Source organism: Faecalibacterium prausnitzii (assembly GCF_003324185.1).
Lineage (GTDB): Bacteria > Bacillota > Clostridia > Oscillospirales > Ruminococcaceae > Faecalibacterium > Faecalibacterium prausnitzii.
The window spans coordinates 78,603-104,420 of the sequence record NZ_PXUP01000008.1 but is presented as its reverse complement, the minus strand read 5'-3'; the positions used below and the strand labels follow the sequence as shown (position 1 = coordinate 104,420).

The window sequence follows — 25,818 nt, the reverse complement described above, 5'->3', positions numbered from 1 at the left end:
GAGCTTGGAGCAGACTGTACACAGGAGCATTCTGAACAAACAAGCAATACACCACCTCTTCGTCAAAAAGCTCCCCCCTCGGGGGAGCTGGCAATGCCGCAGGCATTGACTGAGAGGGTTCTTACAGGAGAAAACGATGCAGCAATATCTGGAAGCCGGAAAAGTTGTTACCACCCACGGTGTGCGCGGGGAAATGAAGCTGGAGCTTTGGTGCGACGGGGTGGATTTTTTGAAAAAAGTGGGCCGCCTGTACCCTTCGGCGCAGGGCGGCAAGGCGTATAAGATCCTTTCTATCCGTCCGCAGGGGCAGATGGCGCTGCTCCAGCTGGAGGGGGTCAGCGATATGGATGCCGCCCGGGCGCTGCGCGGGCAGGTGTTCTACTTTGATCGCAACGATGCCACCCTGCCTGCAGGCCGGTGGTATGTGGCAGACCTCATCGGGTGCGAAGTGCGGGATGCCGACACTGGCAAGGTGTACGGCGTGGTGACCAGCGTGGACCACCCGGGTGCGCAGGATATCTACACCGTCAAAGCACCCGGCGGCAAGGAGTATATGTTCCCCGGGGTGGATGCCTTTTTGAAAGAGCGTAACCCGCCGGAGGGGTATATCCTTGTTACCCCCATCCCCGGTCTGCTGGATGACGATTTTGACAGCGAGCGGGAGGAGGAGTAAGCCATGGGAATGCGTGTGGACATCGTGACTCTGTTCCCGGAGATGTGCCAGCAGGTGCTGGATGCCAGCATCATCGGCCGGGCGGCAAAGCGGGGCTATATTGAGACCCACTGCCACCAGATCCGGGATTATACCCTGAACAAGCAGAAACAGACCGACGACTACCCTTACGGCGGCGGCTGCGGCATGGTGCTGTACGCCCAGCCCATCGCGGACTGCCTGCGGGCAGTGCAGCACGAGGTGGCAGAACAGGGACGCCCTGCCCCGCACATCGTGTTTCTGACGGCGGGCGGTCAGCGCTACACCGAGGAGCACGCAAAGCGCTTGGCTGAATATGACAACCTGACGCTGGTCTGCGGCCACTACGAGGGCATTGACGAGCGCGTCATCGAAGCTTTTGCGGACGAGGAGATCTCTATTGGTGATTATATCCTGACCGGCGGCGAGCTTGCCAGCCTTGTGGTGGCAGACAGCGTGCTGCGCCTGAAGCCCGGCGTATTGGCCGAGCAGAAGGGCTACGAGGAGGAAAGCTACTGGGACGGCCTGCTGGAATACCCCCAGTACACCCGCCCCGAGGTGTGGGAAGGCCGTGCTGTGCCCGAGGTGCTGCTGGGCGGCGACCATGCAAAAATTGACGCGTGGCGCGGCGAGCAGAGCCGTACCCGCACCCGTCTGCGCCGCCCGGAACTGTACGAGCAGTGGTGTACGAGCCACCCCATTGCCGAAGTGCCCAAGTGGAAGCGGGGCGAGAATGTCCGGCTGGTAAAGACCGCCGAGCAGTTTGCCGCCGCCGCAAAGCTGTTTGCCGAGGGACGGCAGGCTGTCTGCGCCGACAACTGGACGCCGGAATACTGCCGCACTCTGACCGAGCCGCAGTTTTTGCTGCAATTGCAGCAGGAAAAGGCGGCGGGCTGGGTATGCTACCTGCACACCACCAAAGATGTGCCGGACGGCATGGTGTGTGTCAGCCACAAGGCGGGGCATATCGAGCACCTGTTTGTCACGGAAAAAGCCCGGGGCAACGGCATTGGCGCAAAGCTGCTGGATTTTGCCCGCAAAAAGCTGCCGGAGCACGCACACCCGGTGCTGAGTGTGCTGAACACCAACACCCGCGCCATTGCGCTGTATACCCGCATGGGCTGGCAGCTGGACGGCAGCACCAGTCTGGAATTTGACCCGAAGCAATACCCCACCGTGACGCGTAAATGCGCACTGGTGCAGATGCGCTACGCAGGCCCTGTGCAGGAGTAAGCTAGCACCGGAAATGTCGGTGAAAATACACAAAATTCAGAGGAAAACTCCCCGGCAGTCTAAAAGTTGTTGAAAACTTTTGTATTACCCCTCTAACCTTCGGGGTATAATTTTATTGTCTTTGTACAAAACCTGAAAAATGCTCCCTGTTTCATTGGGAAAAGCGCCAAAAATGCAAAAGGGGGCTGTACAACCGTTTCGACTTGCGCTAAAATGAGTGTAACACAACAGGCACACTATGCTTTTGTACACCAAAACGATATTAGATAGGAGCGCTTTACTATGTACGTAAAAGAAGTTACCGTTGAAAATCAGGTTGGTCTGCACGCTCGTCCGGCTACCTTCTTTATCCAGAAGGCAAACGAGTTCAAGTCTTCCATCTGGGTCGAAAAGGAAGAACGCCGCGTGAACGCAAAGAGCCTGCTGGGCGTTCTGTCTCTGGGTATCGTTGGCGGCACCACCATCCGCATCATCGCTGACGGCGCTGATGAGCAGGCTGCCGTGGACGGCCTGATCAAGCTGGTGGAGTCCGGCTTTGCAGAGTAAGTCTGTATCACAAGCAACAGAAAGCGGCGGGGGCTCCCTGCCGCTTTTTTGATAAGCTTTTTACCGGGAGCAAAGGGCTTTCCATTGCCGGAAGCCCCGTCCCACAGACACGGAGGAAGGTGCTGCATGACCAAGGCCGAGCTCTATCAAAAAGCCTGTATGCTGCCGCTGCTGCCCGGGGTGTATATCATCCGGGACAAAAGCGACACCATCATCTATATCGGCAAGGCCAAGCGCCTGCGCATCCGGGTAAGCCAGTATTTCCGCGAGGGCGTGCCCCACGATAACAAGGTCAGCCAGATGATCGCCCACGCCTACGCCTTTGACGTCATCGTCTGTCAGAGCGAGTTCGAGGCACTGGTACTGGAAGCCAGCCAGATCAAGGCGCACACCCCCAAGTACAACATTCTGCTCAAGGATGACAAGGGTTACAGCTATATCCGCGTCACCCGGGAGGACTGGCCGCGCCTTTCCTTCACCCTGCAAAAGGAGGAGGACGGGGCGGAGTATATCGGCCCTTACACCTCCAGCTTTGCGGCGCGGCAGATGGCAGAAACGGCCATGGATGCCTTTTTGCTGCCGCGCTGCTCCAAACGCTTCCCGCAGGAGATCGGCAAAGGACGCCCTTGCCTGAACGCCCATATCGGCAAGTGTATGGCAGTGTGCAGCGGAAAGATCAGCTGCGAGACCTACAATCAGGCGGTCAAAAACGCGGTGCACCTGATCCGCTACGGCAAAAAGGATATCCTGAAAACCCTCAACGAACGGATGCAGGAGGCCTCCGACCGGCTGGAATTTGAGACCGCCGCCCTTCTGCGGGACCAGATCAACGCCATCACCAAGCTGACGGCAGGGCAGAAGGTGGTGGTAGACCCGGACGTGGAGATGGACGTGGTGGCGCTTGCCGGCACACCGGACAGCGTGTGCGCGGCGGTGCTGCGCTTCCGGGAGGGACGGCTGACCGACAAGCGGGAGTTTTTGTTCCACGATACCTCGGATATCGACGCGGTGCGGGAGGAATTTCTGCCCCGGTACTATCTGGACGATGAACAAATTCCCAAGATCATCGCGGTGGACGCACTGCCGCCGGACGTGAATGCCTTGCAGCAGGCGCTGAACCAGAAACGGGGCAGCGAGGTACAGCTGTATGTGCCCCAGCGGGGCGATAAAGCGCATCTGGTAGAGATGGCACACACCAATGCGGTGGAGCGTCTGGCACGGGAGAGCGGCCGCTACGCCCGGGAGGAAAAGCTGCTGGACGAGCTGGCGCAGGTGCTGGGGCTTTCAAAGCCGCCCCGCGCCATTGAAAGCTACGATATCTCCAACTGGGGTGATGGCAGCAGCGTCTGCGGCATGGTCACCTTCAAGGATGGCAAGCCCTTCAAGGCGGGCTACCGCAAGTTCAAAATGAAAACTGTTGCAGGCACGGATGACTATGCCTCGCTGGCAGAGACCGTCTCCCGCCGGGCGGCAGAGTACGAAAAATACGCTGCACAGGCCGAAAACGGCCAGCCCAGCGGCAACTGGTTCGGGCAGAAGCCGGATCTTTTGCTGATGGACGGCGGCAGGGGACAGGTGAGCGCCGCAAAGGATGCGCTTGCCGGTACGGCACTGGCAGATGTGCCGCTGTACGGCATGGTAAAGGATGACCACCACCGCACCCGCGCCATCGTTGACAGCGATGGGCGGGAAATTGCTATCAACATGAACCGGGGCACCTTTACCTTCATCACCGCCATTCAGGACGAAACGCACCGCTTTGCCAACGCCTACCGCAAGCAGCAGATGAAGCAGAAAAGCTACTCCTCCACCCTGACCGAAGTACCGGGCGTAGGCCCCAAAACAGCCAAAGCCCTGCTGGCGCAGTTCAAGAGCGTGGGCGCGGTGAAGGAAGCCACCCCCGACCAGCTGGAAAACACCCCCGGTGTGGGCAAACAGCTGGCGCAGACCATCTACGAGTATTTTCATCAGGCATAAACACAAAACCGCCCCTCTTCGCTGGCGCAAAGCCATGGAAGAGGGGCGCTTTCTGTTATGCAGGGCGTTGTTCGTCAACGTTTAGATAAATCAGCCCTTTGGCGTAAAGATTCAGGGTCCCGTTGGAACCGGAAGAGGTATAGCGTTTATCATATTCCTTATTGCCGATGCGTACAACGTCATCCGTGCGGGCGTCGGTCGTGTAGTCGGCGGGGTCGCCATCCAGATGCAGGCGGATGCAGTAGGTTGCAGCGATACTGGCGTATTCCGCAATGGAAAGGTGATCGATCATACATTTGCCAGCAGGAAGCTCGATCAGCAGGTCGCGGGTCACGGTCAGGTTTTCGGCACGCAGACTGCCATTGGTCAGCGCAACAGTCAGCGTTTTCAGCTGCATGGGCGCAAGGCGGACATCGCCGGTCTCCAAGCTGATGAGCAGCCGGGTGAGGGCGTCTGCCGGAATGGTGACGGTGAGCATGGCTTCGGGGGCATCCTCGGCTACCTGCCAGTTTTCCGGCATTTCAAAGGTCAGGGTAGTACGGCCATCCCCGCCGGTGGTGCGCAGAACCGGCGAATGCGGGAAGTTGTCGAACTGGAAGGTGGCGTATTTGTCCGAGGTAAGGGACGGGTCGGTGACAAAGGTCACAGAGCCGTAGTTCAGGCTGAGCTTCAGTTCCTGATCCAGCTTTTCCAGCGGGATCTGCAGGGTGCTTTCCCCAAGGTCATCAGCAGGAATGGTGAGGGGGACGGTATCGGCCAGAACAGCGAGGTAGCTGCTGCTGGCCTCCTCCGGGACAGAGCTGCTATCCGCTGCCGAGGACGCAGGCTCGACCGGCTGCACCGGGGTGGCTTTGGAATGCTGGAAGAAAAAGCAGGCCAGCACCAGCACCGCCAGCCCGCCGCCCAGCACCATGCGCCAGCGGGAACGCGGGGCAGGGGATGCCGGGGCGGCAGAGGCGCCTTGCGGGCTTTGCTCGTCCAGAATCTTGCGGGCGACCTCCTCCGGGCTGCCCAACTCCGCAATGGCGCGGGCTTCGTTTTCCGGCCCGGCGGCATCCAGATAATCCTCGTAATAACTCAAAGCGTCCTTGCGCTCGGACTCCGGCAAGGGAGCCAGAAGCTGCTCCAGCGCAGCAAGAAATGCAGTACGGGTCATAGATCATTCCACCTCTCTGAAAAATGTGTCAATGGAAGAACGGTAGCGGCTCCACTCCTGCGCGTAGGCGGCAAGCTGCTCCCGCCCAGCGGAGGTGATCTGATAATAGCGGCGGTTGCGGCCATTGAAAGGCGCATCGTAGACCGTGAGCAGTTGGTCTTTCTGCAGCCGGCGCAGCACCGGGTACAGGGTGGATTCGCTCAGTTCCAGCGTGTGGGTGACCTGTTGGGTGATCTTGTAGCCGTAGGTACCTTCCGGCTCCTGCGCCACCACGGACAGTACAATGGCGTCCAGCAGCGCGGCACTGATGGGAAAACTCATGCAGGAACAGCCTCCTTTCGATATGGCGTGCTTCTATAATATTATATATCATATAATATTGCATAAGTCAATAGGGAGTTTACCCCTTCAGCCGCCTGCGGCGTCAGCTCCCCCAAGGGGGCGCCTTTGACATGGCGGTACAGTTTCTGGTGCAAGTGCAAAGTTTCCGGTTTCGCCAGAGGGAGTTCGTTCCTAACAAAAAAGCTCCCCCTTTCGGGGGAGCTGGATGCGAACGAAGTGAGCAGACTGAGAGGGTCGAGCTTCTTAGTTTTCAGAAGAGATATCCTGTCCGAAGTACTTTTCGCTCAGGGTCTTTAAGGTGCCGTCGGCGCGCAGCTCCTCAATAGCAGTATTCAGCGCGTCCAGATAGGCGGTGTCCTCGCTCTTGAGCACCGGGATGGCCACATGAGAAGCCTCGGCGGTCTGCGCCACCAGCTTGAAGTCTGCGTCCGGGTGGACGTTCAGGTAGTCGTAGAAGGAAACGTCCGCGTTCAGGGTGGCGTCAATGCGGCCTGCAGTCAGCAGCTGGATGGTCTCCTCCAGCGTGTCGATGCCCTGCACGGTAGCACCGTAGCTTTCGGCCAGCTCCATGTAAGTGGAAGCCAGACTGTTGGCGGTGGTCTTGCCCTTCAGGTCCTCAAAGCTGGTAATGTCGGTATTGTCCTTGCGCACAGCCAGAGCAGTGTGGATGTAGCCGTAGGGGGTGGTGAAAGCGTAGGTCTTGGCACGCTCCTCGGTCACTTCCACGCCGTTGCACACCATGTCGTAGCGGCCTGCGTCCAGACCGGCAAACAGGCTGTCCCAGTCGCTCTCCACATACTCCGGCTCCACGCCCAGCTTTTCGGCAATGGCGCGGGATACCTCCACATCGTAGCCCACCAGCGTGTCGGAGGAATCATGGTAGCTCCACGGCTGCCATGCGCCCTCCAGCGCTACCACCAGCTTGCCGCTCTTCTGGATGCTGTCCAGCTTATTCAGCGTTGCGGAACTGGCAGTACTGGCGGCAGTGTCCTTGGAAGAGCAGCCGGTCAGGCCCAGCACCCCGGCTGCGGCCATAACACCCATCAGAGAAATAAAGGTTCTGCGTTTCATAAGTAAATATTCCTTTCTGTCGTAAAAAATGCAAAAAGAGAAGTGGTTTTATTCCGTATGGGCGATCCTGCGCAGGAAAGCTCGGGTGCGCTCCTCCTTGGGGGATGCAAAGAACTGCTGAGAGGGTGCCTGCTCCACCACCACGCCGTTTTCCATAAACACGGTCTTGGAGGAAACGTTGCGGGCAAAGCCCATCTCGTGAGTGACCACCAGCATGGTCATGCCCTCTTCGGCCAGCTGCCGCATCACGCTGAGCACCTCGCCGGTCAGCTCCGGGTCAAGGGCGCTGGTGGGCTCGTCAAAATAGATGATCTCCGGGTCGGCGGCAAGGGCGCGGGCAATCGCCACCCGCTGCTGCTGCCCGCCGGAAAGCTGGCGGGGGTAGTAGTCGGCGCGGTCGGCAAGGCCTACCTTGGCAAGCATCTTCATGCCGATTTCATCCGCCTGCTCCTTGGGCAGCTTCCGCGCCACAATGAGCCCCTCGGTCACGTTCTGCAGGGCGGTCTTGTTGCGGAACAGGTTGTAGTTCTGGAACACAAAGGCGGTCTTTTTGCGCAGCCGGGCAATGTCGGCGCGGCTGGCATGGGCAAGGTCGAAGCTTTCGCCGTCAAATACCAGCTGCCCGGCATCGGCGGTTTCCAGAAAGTTCAAACAGCGCAGCAGGGTGGTCTTGCCGGAGCCGGACGGCCCAAGAATGGCCACCACATCGCCTTTTTCCACGGTCAGGTCTACCCCGCGCAACACGGGCAGCTCACTGACGACCTTCCGCGCACCGGGGCGGTGGAAAAAGCCGGGCTTTGCGTAGGTGCGGAAAGTTTTTTGCACATTGCGGATCTCAAGCATAGCCATAAGTGCTCACCCTCTCTTTTTACTGGAAGCCGCGGGCGTTGAGCTGACGTTCCAGCAGCGCCTGCAGCTTGGTGATGACGGTACAGAACAGCAGATACACCACAGCCACCTCGCAGTAGATGGGCAAAAAGATGTAGGTGCGGGCGGCTACCCGCTGCCCAGCCATGAACAGCTCTGCCACCGTGATGTTGGACGCCAGCGAGGTGTCCTTGATCATACCGATGAGGGAGTTGGACAGCGCAGGCACGGCGGTGCGCAGCGCCTGCGGCAGCACGATGCGGCGCATGATCTGCCACCAGCTCATGCCCACACAGTACCCGGCTTCCAGCTGCCCCTGCGGCACGCTTTCCAGCGCACCGCGCATGGTCTCGGCGCAGTAGGCACCCTCGTTGAAGGCGAAGGCGATGACCGCCGCCGGAAAGGCGTCCAGCATGATGCCCACGCTGGGCAGACCGTAAAAGATGATGAACAGCTGCACCAGCAGCGGTGTGCCCCGGATGACCCAGATATAGAACCGGGCGATCTGCCGCAGCACCGGCACATTGGCGTACTGTACCAGCGCTACCGCCACCGCGATGAGCATGGCAAAAAAGAAGGAGAGAAGGGTCAGCGGAATGGTCATGGTCAGGCCTGCCGTCAGGATGCGGGGCAGCGCCTCCACCAGCACGCCGACCGTGCGGTTGGATAAAAGTGCTTCAAACATTGGTTTTTCCTCAAAATAAAAATACGCAGACCGGCAAAGCCTTTGCCGGCTAAAGCAGTATATACCTTAAAGTAGGGTCAAAGTCAAGAGACTGAATCACCAATCCCTACAAAACCTACCAGAATACTATAATAGCATGAAATGCCCCGCAGCGCAAACGGTTTGCACAAAACGCGTGATGTGACCGAAAAATTGCATAAACTTGTTAAATATTTGTGCAATGCGGCAGATGCTTGACGCTGTGGGTGCTTTCGTGTACAATGAACATAACAGTGCGCAGCTGCGGGGCAACGGCCCGGCGCGGCGCAAATCCACCGGCAGGAGCTCCTGCCCGGTGCAGACACGGAGGATACGAACGTGAAAAAGTTTAGTATTGGTGTTCTGGGTGCAGGCACCTGGGGCATGGCTCTGGCACGGATGCTGACTGTCAGCGGCAACGATGTGCAGGTGTGGTCGGCTATTGAAGCCGAGGTGGACAACCTTTCCGCCACCCGGGTACACCCCAATCTGCCGGGGATGGTCATCCCGCAGGAACTGCGTTTTACCAAAAGCATAGAGGAAGTGTGCACCGGCAAGGACGTGCTGCTGTTTGCAGTGCCGTCGGTGTTCGTGCGCTCCACGGCAGCCAAGGCGCGGCCTTATATCCGCTCCGGACAGATCATTGTGGACGTGGCAAAGGGCATTGAGCCCGATACCTTATATACCATGACCGAGATCCTTGCCGACGAGCTGAGCCACGAGAACGGCCCCCGTGCGGTGCGTCTGGTGGCGCTCAGCGGCCCCACCCACGCCGAGGAGGTGGCGCTGGATCTGCCCACCACCATCGTTTCCGCCAGCCCGGATCTGGAAGCTGCCGAGGTGGTGCAGGAGGTGTTCAGCAACACCTGTATGCGCGTGTACACCAACTCTGATATCAAGGGCGTGGAGCTGAGCGGTGCCATGAAGAACGTTATCGCGCTGGGCGTTGGCATCTCCACCGGCCTTGGCTACGGTGATAACGCCCGCGCCGCCCTGATCACCCGCGGCATTGCCGAGATCGCCCGGCTGGGCGTGGCCATGGGCTGCAATGTCCAGACCTTTGCGGGTCTGGCCGGTATCGGCGACCTGATCGTTACCGCCACCAGTATGCACAGCCGCAACAACCGCGCCGGTATCCTGATCGGCAAGGGCGAAAGCCCGGAGCAGGCCGTGAAGGAGGTCGGCATGGTGGTGGAGGGCATCAACGCCCTGCCCGCCGCTATGGAACTGGCGGAGAAGTACCATGTGGAAATGCCCATCGCCCAGACGGTGAACGCCATCGTCAAGGAGGGCATGAGCGCCAGCGACGCGCTGCGCAACCTGATGTCCCGCGACCGCAAGAGCGAGATGCCGCAGGGCTATGAGAGTGTGTGAACCTGAATGATTAGAAAGGGACCTCCTGAAATGCCCGCGGGCATTTCAGGAGGTCCCTTTTCTGTTTGGGGGAGCGGCGGGAAGTGCAGCAAAATTATTAAAACTTTTTACAGAAAACAGACACAAAAGGGTAGAAGGTCGGCAAACTTTCTGCTATACTGAAAACGATAGGATTATTGGTCAGTGCAGCCGGAACAGGGCGGCGGGCGCTGGCACTGCAAGAAGGAGGAATGAGAGATGCCCTCTACCTACGCACACCGCCGCTTTGGCGCAAATGTGCTGGATCATCTGCCTGCGCCGCTGCGGGAAAAGCTGGAAGCGCACCGGGAACTGTACGATATCGGTCTGCACGGGCCGGATCTGCTGTTCTATTACCATGCAGAAAAGTCCACCCCGGTCGCCGCACTGGGCAACGCCATGCACGACGAGCCGGGCAGAACGTTCTTTGACCGTGCACGGCGGGTGGTGCACGAGGAAGCCGACCGCGAGGCTGCGCTGGCCTACGCGTTGGGTTTTGTGTGCCATTTTGCGCTGGACAGCACCTGCCACCCCTTTGTGGAGCAGTTTACCCGGGAGAGTGGTGTGACCCACTGCGAGATCGAGACCGAGTTCGACAATATGCTGCTGCGCCGGGACGGCTATGACCCGCTGACCTTCTTTACCGCCAGCCATATCCACCCCAGCGCAGAGAACGCCCGGGTCATTGCGCCGTTCTACAAGGATATCTCGGAGCAGACCGCGCTGGAATCCCTGAAGGGGATGATCATGGTGCATAAGGTGCTGCAAGCCTCGAACCCGGTCAAGCGCTGGGTGGTGCTGACCGGCATGAAGGTGCTGGGCAAGTACGATGGAATGCACGGCCTTGTGGCAAACCCGCAGCCGAACCCACAGTGCACCGAGAGCAACCGCAAGCTGGATGCGCTGTACGCCAAGGCTTTGCCGCTGGCAGAGCGGTTGATCTTAGAGTATGTGGCAAAGCTGGACACGGACGAGCCGCTGGACGCCGCCTACGACCACACCTTTGGGGAATTTTAAAAAACGCACCGTCCGGCGGTGCAAGGGGAAAAGGGAATACGATGAAAACTGAAAAATTCAAGGTGACACCGCTGGAGCGGTCATGGATCTTATACGATGTGGGCAACTCGGCCTTTGTGCTGATGATCGCCACGCTGGTGCCCATCTTCTTCAATGCACTGGCCGAGGCCGGTGGGGTGAGCAAGGTGGACTATCTGGCCTACTGGGGCTACGCAAGCTCCATCGTTACGGTGGTCACCGCCATTCTGGGCCCCATTCTGGGCACGCTGGCCGACACCAAGGGCTTTAAAAAGCCTATCTTCATGCTCTGCCTCTTTGTGGGTGTTGTCGGCTGCTGCGCTATGGGTCTGGCGGGCACTTGGCTGGCCTTTCTGGTCATTTTTATCATTGCCAAAATCGGCTACTCCGGCAGTCTGGTGTTCTACGACTCCATGCTGGGCGATGTGACCACCCCGGAGCGGATGGACATGGTGTCCTCCCGCGGGTACGCGTGGGGCTATATCGGCAGCTGCGTGCCCTTTGTGGTCTGTCTGGCGCTGGTGCTGGGCAGCAGCGCAGTGGGGCTCAGCCAGATGACCGCGCTGTCTATCGCGCTGGTCATTACTGCTGTGTGGTGGCTGGCGGTCACCCTGCCGCTGCTGAAAAAATACCGCCAGATCAACTATGTGGAGGTGGAGCAGCACGCCATCCGCCAGAGTTTTGTGCGCATCGGGCAGACCTTGAAGCATCTGCCGCAGGACAAGCAGGTGTTCTGGTTCCTGCTGGCCTTCTTCTGCTACATTGACGGCGTGTATACCATCATTGATATGGCCACCGCCTACGGCACGGCACTGGGGCTGGACACCACCGGTTTGCTGCTGGCGCTGCTGGTCACCCAGATCGTGGCCTTCCCTTCGGCGCTGATCTTTGGCCGCCTGAGCCAGAAATATGAATCCAAGACCCTGATCCCGGTGTGCATCGCGGCCTATACCGGCATTGCCGTCTTTGCCTTCTTCCTGAAGAGTCAGTGGCAGTTCTGGGTGCTGGCCGTGGTGGTGGGTATGTTCCAGGGCGGTGTGCAGGCACTGAGCCGCAGCCACTTTGCCAAGATCATCCCGCAGGAAAAATCCGGCGAATACTTCGGTCTGTTCGATATCTGCGGCAAGGGTGCCTCCTTCCTTGGCACTATGATCGTCAGCGTGGGCAGCCAGCTGACCGGCAGCGCCAACGTGGGTGTGGGCTCCATTGCCATCCTGTTTGTCATCGGCTTTGTACTGTTCGGCATTTCCACCCGGACGGAAGAGACAAAGCAGGTCTGACCATTTTATGAAAAAACGAAGCCCGGAGCGTCCGCAGACGTTCCGGGCTTCGTTTTTGTTCAGAGGGGGCGCTGTACAAAATGCTGTCGGGCGGGGCGGTACGGGCAAAATTATCATGCAAAAAATACATCCTTGAAAAAAGTGGAATTAACCTATTGACAAACTAGGTAGAACGGGATATAATGCAAACATCCAATCCACCAGTCTTGTAGGGAAATGAAACAGAGGTTCTCCGGCGGGTGGTACATAGAGGGATGGAAAAGTTTTACCGGAAGGAGGGCACAAAGATGAAGCTGATCTGGAAAGAACTGCTGCACGCGAATTATCGCTGTGGGCGAATGCATACCCACCGGGCACCGGCATCGGATGTGTACTGTATGTTGCCCTCGGCTGCGCGAATGTGCACCCGAATGTGACAGCAGCAGCTCCGGTAGACCACACTGCCCGGTGCGCCTTTGAAAACGCATCGGGATTTTTTGTACACAACAATAATACTTTTAGTATATTAAGAGAGGCAAATAACAATGTCTGAATATAAATTTGAGACCCTGCAGCTTCATGTCGGTCAGGAGCAGGCCGACCCCACCACCGATGCCCGTGCGGTGCCCATCTACCAGACTACGTCTTATGTGTTCCGCAACAGCCAGCACGCCGCCGACCGTTTCGGTCTGGCCGATGCAGGCAACATCTACGGCCGTCTGACCAACTCCACGCAGGATGTGTTCGAAAAGCGCATCGCAGCGCTGGAGGGCGGCGTGGCAGCACTGGCTACCGCTTCCGGTGCAGCCGCCATCACCTACACCATTCAGGCACTGGCACAGGCCGGTGACCACATCGTGGCACAAAACACCATCTACGGCGGCAGCTACAACCTGCTGGCTCACACCCTGACCCAGTTCGGCGTCAACACCACCTTTGTGGATGCCCACGACCTTGCACAGGTGGAGGCCGCTATCCAGCCCAACACCAAGGCTGTGTATCTGGAGATGCTGGGCAACCCCAACAGCGATATCCCGGATATTGATGCCATTGCCGCCATTGCCCACAAGCACGGCCTGCCGCTGGTCATTGATAACACCTTCGGCACCCCATACCTCATCCGTCCCATCGAGCACGGCGCAGACATCGTGGTGCACTCTGCTACCAAGTTCATCGGCGGCCACGGCACCACGCTGGGCGGCATCATCGTGGACAGCGGCAACTTCGACTGGAAGGCCAGCGGCCGTTACCCCAACATTGCCGCCCCGAACCCCAGCTACCACGGCGTCTCCTTTGCGGATGCCGCAGGCCCTGCCGCTTTTGTCACCTACATCCGCGCTATCCTGCTGCGTGATACCGGCGCTACCATCTCCCCCTTCAACGCCTTCCTGCTGCTGCAGGGCACCGAGACGCTGAGCCTGCGCATTGAGCGTCATGTGGAGAACACCAAAAAGGTGGTGGAGTTCCTTGCCAACCACCCGCAGGTGGAAAAGGTGAACCATCCCTCGCTGCCGGATCACCCGGATCACGCCCTGTACCAGAAGTACTTCCCCAACGGCGGCGCATCCATCTTTACCTTTAACATCAAGGGCGGCCGCGAGGAGGCCTTTACCTTCATTGATAACCTGAAGATCTTCTCTCTGCTGGCCAACGTAGCGGACGTGAAGAGCCTTGTCATCCACCCGGCCTCCACCACCCACAGCCAGCTGACCGATGCCGAACTGGCCGAGCAGCAGATCTACCAGAACACCATCCGCCTGTCCATCGGCACCGAGCACATTGATGATATCCTTGCCGATCTGGAAGCCGGCTTTGCAGCCGTCCGCGGCAAGTAAGCATCGATTCTCTTTCCCGCAAAGGGAATGTGATCTTCCTTTTATTCCTGTCCAAGTCTCCATAAGTGTGCGACAAGCCCCCCGGCTGCCCGCCGGGGGTCTTGTCATCATTAAAAAAAGTGGTTCAGAAACGCCTGTGGGCGTTTCTGAACCACAAATTATACTGCCGTTTTTCCGATTAGCGGCCGATCAGCAGGTCGCGGCGGCAGCGCAGACCCACAGAGAGGGTAGCGTTGCTGCCCAGGTGCCGCAGGGTGACGCGGGTGCCGGACTTCTGTCCCTCGCACAGCAGCGAGAGGTTCAGGGTGGTGGTGTTCTTCTCGGTCACCAGCACCAGCGTTTTCACGCCGTTGGCCTGCAGGGTCTGCATATCCTCGATGGTGGTGCGGAAGGTAGCCACCTCGGCGGGGACGTCCAGCGTCAGCACGCCGTCCTTCTGGCGGGCGGTGTACAACAGCTGCTTGCCCAGCAGACCCTTGACGGTGTAGCGCGCCTCGGTCTTGGCGGTGTCGGCCAGCTCATCGCCGGAGATCAGCATAATGTTGCCCTGAATGGGGTTGCCCTCCGGGGCACCGTAACCGCCGTAGCTGGGGTCTTTTTCGCCCACGGCAACGTCACCGCTGTGCAGTGCGATGTCGCCCTGCACCATCTGCTCCTGCGGGGGCAGATAGCCCTCCACACAGGTGGAATCCACCTCGGCGGCAAAGGCACCCACGCTCAGCATGGCAGCGGCACACACCGCCACAGCGGCACAGCTCAGGGTACGGACAAACTTTTTGTTCAGCATCTTCATAGGAAATACCTCCTGAAAACGGCAGCCGCAGGGACTGCCTTGTTTTTTTGCATCATAATCTTTTTTGGAACCATGGTTCAGCTGCGGCGCATCCACAATGGAAAACCGCCGTATCTGCTTTGTAAACGGATACGGCGGCCGGATTATTGCAAAAGATTCAAAAATTTTTATTTTCAGGGATTTTCTGGTTTATTTTCGGTGTCGTCGCGGTTGAGGATATCCATGAACTCCTCGCCGGTGATGGTCTCCTTCTGGTACAGGTACTGTGCCAGCTCGTCCAGTTTGGCGCGGTTCTCGGTCAGGATGCGGATGGCCTTTTCGTGCTGGGTCTTGACCAGCTCTACCACCTTCTGATCGATCTCGCGCTGGGTCTGGGCACTGCAGGCCAGCGAGGTATCGCCGCCCAGATACTGGTTGTTCACGGTCTCCAGCGCCACCATGTCAAATTCATCGCTCATGCCGTAGCGGGTCAGCATGGCGCGGGCAAGTTTGGTGGCCTGCTCGATATCGTTAGACGCGCCGGTGGTGATAGAATTGAAGGCTACCTCCTCGGCGGCGCGGCCGCCGGTCAGGGTGGCGATTTTGTTTTCCAGCTCGGCCTTGTTCATCAGGTAGTGGTTGCCCTCGTCCACCTGCATGGTGTAGCCCAGTGCGCCGGAGGTGCGGGGAATGATGGTGATCTTCTGCACCGGGGCAGAGTTGGACTGCTTGGCTGCCACAAGGGCATGGCCGATCTCGTGGTAGGCTACGATGCACTTTTCGTGGTCGGTCAGGATGGAGTTCTTCTTCTGGTAGCCGGCAATGACCACCTCGATGCTCTCCTCAAGGTCGGCCTGCGTCACGCTCTTGCGACCCGCCCGCACGGCACGCAGGGCGGCTTCGTTCACAATGTTGGCCAGCTCTGCGCCGGAGGCACCGGAGGCCATGCGTGCCACGGTGTTGAAGTCCACACCCGGGGCGATCTTCACCTTTTTGGCGTGTACCCTCAAGATCTCTTCGCGGCCCTTCAGGTCGGGCAGCTCCACGGGCACACGGCGGTCAAACCGGCCGGGACGGGTCAGGGCAGGGTCGAGGGAATCCGGGCGGTTGGTAGCCGCCAGAATGATGACACCGGTGTTGCCCTCAAAACCGTCCATCTCGGTAAGCAGCTGGTTCAGGGTCTGCTCGCGTTCGTCGTTGCCGCCAAACTGGCCGCTGTTGCGCTTCTGGCCAATGGCATCGATCTCATCAATGAACACGATGCAGGGTGCTTTTTCTTTGGCCTGCTTGAACAGGTCACGCACCTTGGAGGCACCCATGCCCACGAACATCTCCACGAACTCCGAGCCGGAGATGGAGAAGAAGGGCACGTTGGATTCACCTGCCACGGCCTTGGCAAGCATGGTCTTACCGGTGCCCGGAGGGCCTACCAGCAGAATGCCCTTGGGCATGGAAGCGCCGATCTCCTCATACTGCTTGGGGTCGTGCAGATAATTGACGATCTCCTGCAGGTTCTCCTTGGCTTCGTCCTCACCGGCCACATCCGCAAAGCGGATGCCGTGGGTGGACTGCACATACACCTTTGCGTTGGATTTGCCCGCGCCGCCAAACATCATGGAGCCCGGGCCGCCGCCTGCCTTTTCCATCAGCTTTTTGTTCATCTGGTTGCCGATGAAGCTGAACAGCAGGATGGGCAGCACGAACCACAGCAAAAAGCTGAGCACCGGCGAACCCTGCTCCACGATCTCGCTGGAGAACTGTGCACCTGCGTCGTACAGGCGCTCGGTCAGACTGGGGTCGTTCATCAGGCCGGTCTTGTAGATCTGCTTGTTGTCCTTATCCGTAAAAATGATCTGGTTGGACTGGATATCCACCTTGCCGATGTTTTCCTGCTCGGTCATGCTCATAAAGGTGCCGTAGTCTACCTCCTGCACCTGACGCTCGGCCAGCCACGGCATGACCACAAGGTTGATGACCAGCAGCACCAGCAACACGATGGCATAGTAGATAGCCAGCGGCTTTTTGGATGGCTTGACTTCTTTCATGGGATGTTCCTCCTTCTATATAAAGTGGGCTTCCACCCGTTTGCTGCGTCCAGTATACCACACCTTACCGCCTAGCAACAGCGCAGCGAGGGCAACTTTGCAAAAACTTAGCAGTTTCTTAACAAAGAGGGCTAAAGCCGCTCAGTTACCATATTATAGGTGCGCAAAGGGCTTGCCGGATGAGGGGGCAGGGAAGCAACGACCTCAATTTTGCATGATTTACCCCATGGCATTATGAAATGCTTTCATCTTTATCCTGAACGAAACTTCTTGACACTTTCTGGCAGGCGTGCTAAAATTATCTCACTTTCAACAAAGTGCAAATGCGTTGACGGGGATAAAACGATCTTTCTTCTGCGTGCAGAGAGCCGCCGGGTGGTGCAAGGCGGGTGCAGAGGGCTTCGGATACTGGCCCCTGAGCGGCAGAACTGAACGGACAAGTAGGTTCTGACGGACGCCCACCGTTACAGGGGCAGCGATTCGCTGTTTTGGCCGATCGTGCAAAGTGGCTGTACCTGACCGTACAGCAAGGAGAGTGGTACCACGGGTGCCCTGTAAAAGCAATTTACAGGCTCTCGTCTCTCAAGGTTTTCGCCTTGAAAGACGGGAGCCTTTTTGTATGCGGATACCCCTTCAGGCATCGCTACGCGATGCCAGCTCCCCCAAGGGGGTGCCTTTGGGCAATACCGCAAACTTTACCGCATTCCGGAAAGCCGTCCCCTTGGGGAAGATGGATGCGAGTGAAACGAGCAGACGGAAGGGGTGCTTTTTTATGCACCACAACATCAGGAGGACAACAGGATGATGGACGCTACCAAGTACGCACCGGGGTACTACCCGGTACCCGCCGGTTATGACAACTGGGTAAAAAAAGACCATATTGAAAAGGCTCCCGCATGGTGCAGCGTGGATCTGCGGGACGGCAATCAGGCGCTGATCGTGCCCATGAGCCTTGCAGAAAAGCTGGAGTTCTTCCAGATGCTGGTGAAGATCGGCTTCAAGGAGATCGAGGTGGGCTTCCCCGCCGCCAGTGAGACCGAGTACGAGTTCCTACGCACCCTGATCGAAAAGAATATGATTCCCGCCGATGTCACCGTGCAGGTGCTGACCCAGTGCCGCGACCACATCATCCGCCGCACCTTCGAGGCGGTCAAGGGCGCACCCCGGGCGGTGATCCACTTCTACAACTCCACCTCCGTGGCACAGCGGGAGCAGGTGTTCCACAAGTCCAAAGAGGAGATCAAGCAGATCGCCGTGGACGGTGCAAAGCTGGTCAAGCAGCTCAGTGAGGAGTACGAGGGCAACTTCCTGTTTGAGTACAGCCCCGAAAGCTTTACCGGCACCGAGGTGGATTACGCCGTAGAGGTGTGCAACGCTGTGCTGGATATCATGCAGCCCACCCCGGAGCGCCCCATGATCATCAACCTGCCGGTGACCGTGGAGATGAGTATGCCCCATGTGTACGCCAACCAGATCGAGTATTGCGACAAGCACCTGAAATACCGCGACAGCGTGATCATCTCCACCCACCCCCACAACGACCGCGGCACCGGCGTGGCCTGCGCAGAGCTGGCAGTGCTGGCGGGCGCACAGCGCGTGGAGTGCTGCCTGTTTGGCAACGGCGAGCGCACCGGCAATGTGGACGCTGTGACGCTGGCCATGAATATGTACAGCCACGGCGTAGACCCCAAGCTGGACTTCTCGGATATGCCCGCTATCTGCGCCACCTACGAGCGGGTGACCCGGATGCACATCTACGAGCGTACCCCCTACGCCGGACAGCTGGTGTTTGCCGCCTTCTCTGGCAGCCATCAGGACGCCATTGCAAAGGGCATGGCGTACCGCAAGCAGACCGGCGAACACCGCTGGACCTGTCCCTACATCCCGGTGGACCCCCACGACATCGGCCGCACCTACGACGCCGATGTCATCCGCATCAACAGCCAGAGCGGCAAGGGCGGCATCGGTTTTGTGCTGGAACAGAACTACGGCTACAATCTGCCCCCCAAGATGCGGGAGGCGCTGGGCTACAAGGTCAAGAGCGTGTCCGACCACAGCCACAAGGAGCTGAGCGCCGCCGAGGTGCTGTACATCTTCGAGGATACCTACCTCAACCGTGCAAAGCCGCTGAACGTGGTGGAAGCCCACTTTGCACAGGTAAACGGCATTACCGCCACAGTCACGCTGGAGCTGAACGGGCAGCGCAAGGTGGTCACCTCGGTGGGCAACGGCCGTCTGGATGCCGTAGCCAACGCTATCCAGAGTGCCACCGGTATGGACTTCCATCTGGAAAACTACTCTGAGCACAGCTTGGACGAGGGCTCTACCTCCCGCGCAGCCTCCTATGTAGGCCTTGTCTGGGGAGACAACACGGTCACATGGGGTGCCGGTACCGACACCGACATTATCGTGGCCGGTATCCGCGCCCTTGTCAGCGCAATCAACAATCGATAAAAAGGAGAAAACTACCATGGGAATGACCCTGACGCAGAAGATCCTTGCCGCACACGCCGGACTGCCGGAGGTCAAGGCAGGCCAGCTCATCAACGCAAAGTTGGACATTGTGCTGGGCAACGATATCACCACCCCGGTGGCCATCAACGAGTTTGAACGCGCCGGTTTCGACCGCGTGTTTGATAAAGAGCATATCGCTATCGTGCTGGACCACTTTGTACCCAATAAGGATATCAAGAGTGCTACCCAGTCCAAGCAGTGCCGGGAGTTCTCCAATAAATACGATATCCTCAACTTCTACGATGTCGGCCAGATGGGCATTGAGCACGCGCTGCTGCCGGAAAAAGGCATCGTCACCGCCGGTGACTGCGTGATCGGCGCGGACAGCCACACCTGTACCTACGGTGCGCTGGGTGCTTTCTCCACCGGTGTAGGCTCTACCGATATGGCCGCTGGCATGGCCACCGGCATGGCATGGTTCAAGGTGCCCTCTGCCATCAAGTTTGTGCTTACCGGCAAATTTAATCCCCGGGTATCCGGCAAAGACCTGATTTTGCACATCATCGGTATGATCGGTGTGGACGGCGCACTGTATAAGTCTATGGAGTTCACCGGCCCGGGCGTGGCTGGCCTGACCATGGACGACCGCCTGTGCATCTGCAATATGGCCATTGAGGCCGGTGCCAAGAACGGCATCTTCCCGGTGGACGAGGTGACCAAGGCTTACCTTGCAGGCCGCAGCCAGCGCCCGCCGGTGTTCTACGAAGCTGACCCCGATGCCGTGTACGAAAAGACCATCGAGATCGACCTCAGCGCACTGGAGCCCACCGTCAGCTACCCCCACCTGCCCGAGAATACCCATGTTGCCAGCGAGGGCAAGGACATCAAGATCGATCAGGTGGTCATCGGCAGCTGCACCAACGGCCGCCTGGAGGATATGGAAGCCGCCTACAACATCCTCAAGGGCAAGCACATCGCCAAGGGCGTGCGCGGCATCATCATCCCCGCCACCATGGCTGTTTATAAGGAGTGCATCCTGCGGGGCTGGACTACCGCCTTTATCGATGCGGGCTGCATCGTATCCACCCCCACCTGCGGCCCCTGTCTGGGCGGCTACATGGGCATTCTGGCAGCGGGCGAGCGCTGCGTTTCCACCACCAACCGCAACTTTGTGGGACGCATGGGTCATGTGGACAGTGAGGTCTATCTAGCTTCTCCCGCCACCGCCGCCGCCAGCGCCCTGACCGGCTACATCACCGACCCGCGCACGGTCTGACCCGAAAGGAGCATGAGCATGAACGCAAGAGGTTCTGTTTTCAAATACCCGGATAACGTGGATACCGATGTCATCATCCCGGCACGCCACCTGAACACACAGGACGCCAAGGAGCTTGCCAGCCACTGCATGGAGGATATCGACAAGGATTTTGTGAACCGGGTGCAGCCCGGTGATATCATGGTGGGCGGCTGGAACTTTGGCTGCGGCTCCTCCCGCGAGCACGCACCCCTGTGCATCAAGACTGCCGGCATCGCGGTGGTCATTGCCAAAAGCTTTGCCCGCATCTTTTACCGCAATAGCATCAACATCGGCCTGCCCATCATGGAATGCCCGGAGGCTGTGGACGCCATCGAGGCAGGGAACACCGTTCGGGTGGATTTTGACACCGGCGTCATCACCGACGAGACCAACGGCAAGGTGTTCCACGCCGAGCCCTTCCCGCCCTTTATCCAGAACATCATCTCCGCCGGCGGCCTGATGAAGGCAATCCAGAAATAAGCCCATCCCCATCCGTGAAAATGTGTTTGGAGCATAAAAGGAGTACCTCATGGAAAAAAATATTGCTGTCATCTGGGGCGATTGCTCCAGCCCGGAGATCGTAAAGCAGACCCTCCGGGTGCTGGATAAGGTGGCTGAAAAGTACGGCCATACCTTCCACTACACCGCTGCCGCCATGGGCGGCGAGGCCATTGACAAGTACGGCGACCCGCTGCCCCAGCACGAGCTGGACAAGTGTCTTGCCGCCGACAGCGTGCTGCTGGGCGCGGTAGGCGGCCCCAAATGGGAGGGCCTGCCCGGGGAGCAGCGGCCAGAAAAGGGCCTGCTGCGGCTGCGCGCCGGCATGGGGCTGTACGCCAACAACCGCCCCGCCAAGATCTGGCCGCAGCTGGCGCCTGCCAGCCCCTTAAAGCCCGAGATCGTGGCACAGGGCATTGACTTTATCATTGTGCGGGAGCTGATCGGCGGCGTGTACTTCGGCCAGCACCAGACCCACACGCTGGAAAACGGCGAAAAGCAGGCCGTGGACACCATGCCCTATGCGGAGCACGAGATCGAGCGCATTGGCCGCATCGGCTTCGAGACTGCCCGCAAGCGCCGCAAAAAGCTGTGCTGTGTGGACAAGGCCAACGTGCTGGACACCAGCCGCCTGTGGCGCACTGTGATGCACCGGCTGCAGGCCGAGTACCCGGACGTGGAGTACAGCGAGATGTTCGTGGACAACTGCGCTATGCAGATCGTGAAGAACCCTGCGCAGTTTGACGTGATCGTCACCGAGAATATGTTCGGCGACATCCTGTCGGACGAGGCTTCTATGATCACCGGTTCCATCGGTATGATCCCGTCCTCCAGCCTTGGCGACGGCACCCGGGGCCTGTACGAGCCCATTCACGGCTCGGCCCCGGATATTGCAGGCAAGGACATCGTAAACCCCACTGCCTGCATCCTGTCCGCCGCCATGATGCTGCGGTACTCCTTTGGCATGGCAGAGGAAGCCGATGCCATTGAGAACGCTGTGAGCCGTGTGCTGGACAAGGGTCTGCGCACAGCCGACAACATGAGCGATGGCTGCACCTGCCTTGGCTGCACCGCCATGGGCAACGCCATTCTGGCAGAGCTTTAAGCCGCAGCACTATTTTTAATGAAACAAGCCCGAAAGGTCTACCGACCTTCCGGGCTTGAATTTTATATATTATTACAGCATCTTGGAGAGGAAGGCTTTCAGGCGGGGGTGCTTGGGGTTGGTGAACAGCTCCTGCGGCGGCTCGTCCTCCTGAATCTTGCCATCGTCGATGAAGATGACCCGGTTGGACACCTCGCGGGCAAAGCCCATCTCATGGGTGACCACCAGCATGGTGATGCCGGTGTGTGCCAGCTCCTTCATCAGCTCCAGCACCTCGCCCACCATCTCGGGGTCAAGGGCGCTGGTGGGCTCGTCGAACAGGATCACGTCCGGGTCCATAGCCAGCGCGCGGGCGATGGCTATGCGCTGCTGCTGACCACCGGACAGGCTCTTGGGGTAGACGTTGGCCTTGTCGGCCAGACCTACGCGGGCCAGCAGCTCGTCTGCACGGGCAGAGATGGCCTCTTTGTCCTTTAGCTTCAGCAGGCTGGGTGCCAGCTCAAGGTTCTTTTTCACGGTCAGGTGGGGGAACAGGTTGAAGTGCTGGAACACCATGCCCATCTTCTGGCGCACGGGGTCGATGTGCGCTTCGTCCACCTCCACGCCTTCAAACTTGATAGAGCCGGAGGAGGGGGTCTCCAGCCGGTTCAGGCAGCGCAGAAAGGTGGACTTGCCGCAGCCGGAAGGGCCGATCAGGCAAACCACGTCGCCGCGGTAGATATCAAGGTCGATGCCCTTCAGCACGTCCAGCGTGGGGTCGGCCTTTTTTGCGCCGCGCTTCTTTACGCCGCCATAGGTCTTGGTCAGGCCGCGTACTTCCAAAATCTTATCGGTCACTTTGTGCCAGCCTCCTCTCAAACTTGCTCAGCAGCCATGTAAACAGCATAACAAGGATCAGGTAGATCAATGCAACGCCCAGCAGGGGGAACATGGCGTCGTAGGTACGGTTCATAATGCCCTGTGCAGCATACAGCAGCTCCTTGCCGCCGATGGTGGTGATCAGGGAAGTATCCTTGAGCAGAATGATGAACTCGTTGCCCAGTGCAGGCAGCACCGCACGGATGGCCTGCGGGATGATGATGACCACCATGGTGGTCATGTAGTTCAGGCCAAGGCTGCGTCCGGCTTCCATCTGGCCGGGGTCCACAGCCATCAGGCCGCCGCGGATGATCTCGGATACATACGCGCCAGAGTTGATGCCTAAGGTCAGCGCACCTACCATGGTAAAGTTGCGGCTGTTGGCAAAAATGACCATACTCATGATCAGCAGCTGCACCATCATGGGCGTGCCGCGGATGATGGTGGTGTACACCTGACACACCGCGTTAAAAAAGCCCAGCACCGCGTTTTTGTGGCCGGGGCGCTGCTGGTCGTGGGTCACGCGCACCAGCGCCACCACGCTGCCCAGCACCACGCCCAGCGCCAGCGCCAGTGCGGTGACCAGCAGGGTGGTGCCCACACCGCTGATGTACTGCATCCAGCGGTCCTTCAGCAGAAAGGCCTGATAAAACTTGAAAAAGAAATCCTGTTCAAAGCTTAGCTTTGTGCCGCTGTTGAGCAGCTCTTTGAGCAGTTCGTATTGCGCAGCCATTCACATCCTCGCTTTCTGTTTGTCAATAAATTGTAACCACTTTTTTCTAAAAAAAGAGGTGCCCCGGAGCGGGGCGCCTCCTTGGGTACGGAAATGGTACAGGGCACGCAGCTTAGTTTGCGTTGATGTACTTGTCCACGATGGCCTGCAGGGTGCCGTCAGCCTTCAGCTCCTCCAGAGCCTTGTTGACAGCGTCCTCCAGTGCAGAACCCTTTGCCATGCCGATGGCGTAATCCTCCTCGGCGTAGCTGGTGTCCAGCACCTTCAGGCCGGGGTTGGCGGCAACGTACTCCGTAGCGGGAGCGTTGTCGATGACCACTGCATCCACCTGACCGTTGTTCAGTGCCTGCACAGCGGTCAGGCCGCTGTCGTAGGCCACAACAGAGTCCTCGCCGAAGTCATCGGAGCAGTAGATGTAGCCGGTGGTGCCGCGCTGGGTGCCGATCTTCTTGCCGGCCAGATCGTCGGGAGAAGCAATGTCGGAATCGTTGGGCACGATGATGGACTGGATGCCGGTGGCGTAGCTGTCGGAGAAGTCCATCACAGCCTTGCGCTCGTCGGTCACGGTAACGCCAGCCATCACGATGTCGGCCTTGCCCTGCTGCACGCTGAGCAGTGCGGCATCAAACTCCATGTCATCGATCTGCAGCTCCAGACCCAGCTTTTCAGCAATGGCCTTGGCGGTGTCCACATCGATGCCCTCGATCTCACCGGAGTCGGTGGTCATCTCGTACGGAGGGAAGGTGGCGTTGGTGGCCATGGTCAGCTTACCAGCCTCCACGGTGGTCAGCTCAGCGGCAGCGGCGGAAGAAACAGCCTCGGAGGAAGCGGCAGAGCTTGCCACAGAGGAAGCAGCAGAGCTTGCGGAACCACCGCAGGCGGTCAGAGCCAGAGCAGCAACGGAAACAGCAGCGGCAGCCATGAAGCTGCGGCGAGAGATCTTTTTCATATTCAAACACTCCTCAATCTATGCAATATAGTTTGCCTTGCCCCGATGGGATGCGATTCATCGCGCTTTCGGGGAACGCACTTAGTATAGTTTGTACAAAACAAAAAGTCAATACTTGTGCATAATAATCCGTGAAATTGAAACGATTTTGCAAACATTTATGCAATAACGGAGAAAACGTATGAATATATGCAGTATAAACCGTTATTTACAGGCTTCTTGCGATCTCCTCCGCGCTGCGCTTAGGAACGCAGTAGTCGCGGTTTTCGTCCAGATAGTACTTTACACCGGTCTGCTCGGTCATGGGGACGATGCGGGCTTTGTGGGTGGGGTAGCCAAAAGCCACCATAAAGGCCAGCTTCTGCGGCTCCTCGATGCCCAGCAGCGCGGTCAGGGCGGGCTTATTGATTGCGCCCATGATGCAGCTGCCCACGCCCTTGTCCCATGCGGCAAGGGTCATGTTTGCCAGCGCAATGCCGGTGTCGGTGGCAAGGTCGCCGGGGATGGCGGTATCCTGCACCACAGCTGCATAAAAGGTGGGCAGCTCGTCCGCCTTGGGCGTGCCCTGCTCTGGCGGCAGATAGCCAGCCCATTTGACCAGCGGCTGTACCTTGGCCACCATCTCCGGGCTTTGCACCAGCACCAGACGCACCGCCTGCCGGTTTGCCCCGCAGGAGGACAGTCGCACGGCCTGTACGATATCGTCCACCACATCCTGCGGCACGGCCTTTTGGGCAAACCGGCGGTAGGTGCGGCGGGCGGTCAGAAGTTCCATAACAGACATTATAAATCGCTCCTTTATCCGGTAAAATACAAAAACGGAAAAAACTATATATAAAGTATAACAGATGCACCGGCGCACAGCAATGGCTGCGGCGTGGTTTTTTGCGGATACGGCGGCTGTATTGTAAAGGATAGTGACACTTATTCTTGTATCCTTGTATTTTTTTGGTGAATGTTTCCATGAAATACTTGACAATGGGGGGTAGGTAAAGGTATT

Annotated in this window: 24 protein-coding genes and 1 other annotated feature; of the genes, 13 read left to right on the top strand and 11 right to left on the bottom strand. The window is 58.6% G+C overall.

Annotated elements, in window-relative coordinates; all coding sequences use genetic code 11:
• Positions 1-136: 136 nt before the first annotated feature.
• The 4 genes from rimM (at position 137) to uvrC (ending at position 4,447) form a co-directional block, all read left to right on the top strand.
• The gene (gene rimM, locus C7J97_RS07115; protein ID WP_005920369.1) at positions 137-673 is read left to right on the top strand and encodes a ribosome maturation factor RimM; all 537 of its coding nucleotides are present in this window, start codon (positions 137-139) and stop codon (positions 671-673) included.
• A 3-nt stretch (positions 674-676) separates the two neighbouring features.
• The gene (gene trmD / locus C7J97_RS07110) at positions 677-1,924 is read left to right on the top strand and encodes a tRNA (guanosine(37)-N1)-methyltransferase TrmD (protein ID WP_113992425.1); all 1,248 of its coding nucleotides are present in this window, start codon (positions 677-679) and stop codon (positions 1,922-1,924) included.
• A 282-nt stretch (positions 1,925-2,206) separates the two neighbouring features.
• Entirely contained in the window at positions 2,207-2,470 is a 264-nt protein-coding gene (locus C7J97_RS07105) for an HPr family phosphocarrier protein (protein WP_005920365.1), read from the top strand.
• A gap of 126 nt (positions 2,471-2,596) precedes the next feature.
• A complete protein-coding gene (gene uvrC / locus C7J97_RS07100) occupies positions 2,597-4,447 on the top strand; it encodes an excinuclease ABC subunit UvrC (protein WP_113992424.1) in 1,851 nt (616 codons plus the stop codon).
• A 55-nt stretch (positions 4,448-4,502) separates the two neighbouring features.
• On the opposite strand, the gene C7J97_RS07095 is transcribed toward uvrC, so the two are convergent.
• From C7J97_RS07095 to C7J97_RS07075, 5 genes are all read right to left on the bottom strand, one after another.
• The gene (locus C7J97_RS07095) at positions 4,503-5,603 is read right to left on the bottom strand and encodes a DUF1700 domain-containing protein (RefSeq protein WP_113992423.1); all 1,101 of its coding nucleotides are present in this window, start codon (positions 5,601-5,603) and stop codon (positions 4,503-4,505) included.
• 3 nt (positions 5,604-5,606) lie between these two features.
• Positions 5,607-5,924 (bottom strand): PadR family transcriptional regulator, encoded by a 318-nt coding sequence (locus C7J97_RS07090; protein ID WP_113992422.1) that lies wholly within the window; start codon positions 5,922-5,924, stop codon positions 5,607-5,609.
• A 264-nt stretch (positions 5,925-6,188) separates the two neighbouring features.
• Complete coding sequence (locus C7J97_RS07085; protein WP_112090394.1) at positions 6,189-7,016, bottom strand: transporter substrate-binding domain-containing protein; 828 nt, start codon at positions 7,014-7,016, stop codon at positions 6,189-6,191.
• 48 nt (positions 7,017-7,064) lie between these two features.
• The gene (locus tag C7J97_RS07080; RefSeq protein WP_113992421.1) at positions 7,065-7,865 is read right to left on the bottom strand and encodes an amino acid ABC transporter ATP-binding protein; all 801 of its coding nucleotides are present in this window, start codon (positions 7,863-7,865) and stop codon (positions 7,065-7,067) included.
• Between the two features lie 19 nt (positions 7,866-7,884).
• The gene (locus C7J97_RS07075) at positions 7,885-8,568 is read right to left on the bottom strand and encodes an amino acid ABC transporter permease (RefSeq protein ID WP_113992420.1); all 684 of its coding nucleotides are present in this window, start codon (positions 8,566-8,568) and stop codon (positions 7,885-7,887) included.
• Between the two features lie 220 nt (positions 8,569-8,788).
• On the opposite strand from C7J97_RS07075, the gene C7J97_RS15200 reads away from it, so the two are divergent.
• The 5 genes from C7J97_RS15200 (at position 8,789) to C7J97_RS07055 (ending at position 14,107) form a co-directional block, all read left to right on the top strand.
• Complete coding sequence (locus C7J97_RS15200; RefSeq protein WP_207657563.1) at positions 8,789-8,929, top strand: hypothetical protein; 141 nt, start codon at positions 8,789-8,791, stop codon at positions 8,927-8,929.
• Positions 8,926-9,960 (top strand): NAD(P)H-dependent glycerol-3-phosphate dehydrogenase, encoded by a 1,035-nt coding sequence (locus tag C7J97_RS07070; RefSeq protein WP_112090397.1) that lies wholly within the window; start codon positions 8,926-8,928, stop codon positions 9,958-9,960. Before C7J97_RS15200 ends, C7J97_RS07070 begins: the two co-directional genes overlap by 4 nt.
• 237 nt (positions 9,961-10,197) lie before the next feature.
• Positions 10,198-10,995: a zinc dependent phospholipase C family protein gene (locus tag C7J97_RS07065; protein ID WP_113992419.1), complete on the top strand. Its 798-nt coding sequence runs from the start codon at positions 10,198-10,200 to the stop codon at positions 10,993-10,995.
• Positions 10,996-11,036: 41 nt separating this feature from the next.
• Positions 11,037-12,293 (top strand): MFS transporter, encoded by a 1,257-nt coding sequence (locus C7J97_RS07060; protein WP_113992418.1) that lies wholly within the window; start codon positions 11,037-11,039, stop codon positions 12,291-12,293.
• 524 nt (positions 12,294-12,817) lie between these two features.
• The gene (locus C7J97_RS07055; protein WP_113992417.1) at positions 12,818-14,107 is read left to right on the top strand and encodes an O-acetylhomoserine aminocarboxypropyltransferase/cysteine synthase family protein; all 1,290 of its coding nucleotides are present in this window, start codon (positions 12,818-12,820) and stop codon (positions 14,105-14,107) included.
• Between the two features lie 178 nt (positions 14,108-14,285).
• On the opposite strand, the gene C7J97_RS07050 is transcribed toward C7J97_RS07055, so the two are convergent.
• Both C7J97_RS07050 and ftsH read right to left on the bottom strand, forming a co-directional pair.
• Positions 14,286-14,900, bottom strand: a complete 615-nt coding sequence (locus C7J97_RS07050; protein WP_015536894.1) for a hypothetical protein — start codon at positions 14,898-14,900, stop codon at positions 14,286-14,288.
• A gap of 173 nt (positions 14,901-15,073) precedes the next feature.
• Positions 15,074-16,924, bottom strand: a complete 1,851-nt coding sequence (ftsH, locus tag C7J97_RS07045; RefSeq protein WP_113992416.1) for an ATP-dependent zinc metalloprotease FtsH — start codon at positions 16,922-16,924, stop codon at positions 15,074-15,076.
• A gap of 319 nt (positions 16,925-17,243) precedes the next feature.
• Positions 17,244-17,510, top strand: a binding site (T-box leader).
• A gap of 215 nt (positions 17,511-17,725) precedes the next feature.
• Here ftsH and C7J97_RS07035 point away from each other — a divergent pair.
• From C7J97_RS07035 to leuB, 4 genes are read left to right on the top strand one after another with little or no spacing between them, the layout of a single operon-like run.
• A complete protein-coding gene (locus C7J97_RS07035; RefSeq protein ID WP_113992415.1) occupies positions 17,726-19,378 on the top strand; it encodes a 2-isopropylmalate synthase in 1,653 nt (550 codons plus the stop codon).
• Between the two features lie 16 nt (positions 19,379-19,394).
• Complete coding sequence (gene leuC / locus C7J97_RS07030) at positions 19,395-20,654, top strand: 3-isopropylmalate dehydratase large subunit (RefSeq protein WP_113992414.1); 1,260 nt, start codon at positions 19,395-19,397, stop codon at positions 20,652-20,654.
• Between the two features lie 18 nt (positions 20,655-20,672).
• A complete protein-coding gene (gene leuD, locus C7J97_RS07025; RefSeq protein WP_113992413.1) occupies positions 20,673-21,155 on the top strand; it encodes a 3-isopropylmalate dehydratase small subunit in 483 nt (160 codons plus the stop codon).
• 49 nt (positions 21,156-21,204) lie between these two features.
• Positions 21,205-22,278 (top strand): 3-isopropylmalate dehydrogenase, encoded by a 1,074-nt coding sequence (gene leuB, locus C7J97_RS07020; protein WP_113992412.1) that lies wholly within the window; start codon positions 21,205-21,207, stop codon positions 22,276-22,278.
• A gap of 72 nt (positions 22,279-22,350) precedes the next feature.
• On the opposite strand, the gene C7J97_RS07015 is transcribed toward leuB, so the two are convergent.
• The 4 genes from C7J97_RS07015 to C7J97_RS06995 all read right to left on the bottom strand — a co-directional run bounded on the left by C7J97_RS07015 (position 22,351) and on the right by C7J97_RS06995 (position 25,602).
• The gene (locus C7J97_RS07015; protein ID WP_113620865.1) at positions 22,351-23,115 is read right to left on the bottom strand and encodes an amino acid ABC transporter ATP-binding protein; all 765 of its coding nucleotides are present in this window, start codon (positions 23,113-23,115) and stop codon (positions 22,351-22,353) included.
• Entirely contained in the window at positions 23,105-23,869 is a 765-nt protein-coding gene (locus tag C7J97_RS07010; protein WP_015536900.1) for an amino acid ABC transporter permease, read from the bottom strand. The genes C7J97_RS07015 and C7J97_RS07010 overlap by 11 nt, the downstream gene beginning before the upstream one ends.
• Before the next feature lie 112 nt (positions 23,870-23,981).
• Positions 23,982-24,818, bottom strand: coding sequence for a basic amino acid ABC transporter substrate-binding protein (locus tag C7J97_RS07005; RefSeq protein ID WP_015536901.1), 837 nt, complete (start codon positions 24,816-24,818; stop codon positions 23,982-23,984).
• 208 nt (positions 24,819-25,026) lie between these two features.
• The gene (locus C7J97_RS06995) at positions 25,027-25,602 is read right to left on the bottom strand and encodes a nitroreductase family protein (protein WP_113992411.1); all 576 of its coding nucleotides are present in this window, start codon (positions 25,600-25,602) and stop codon (positions 25,027-25,029) included.
• Positions 25,603-25,818: the final 216 nt, after the last annotated feature.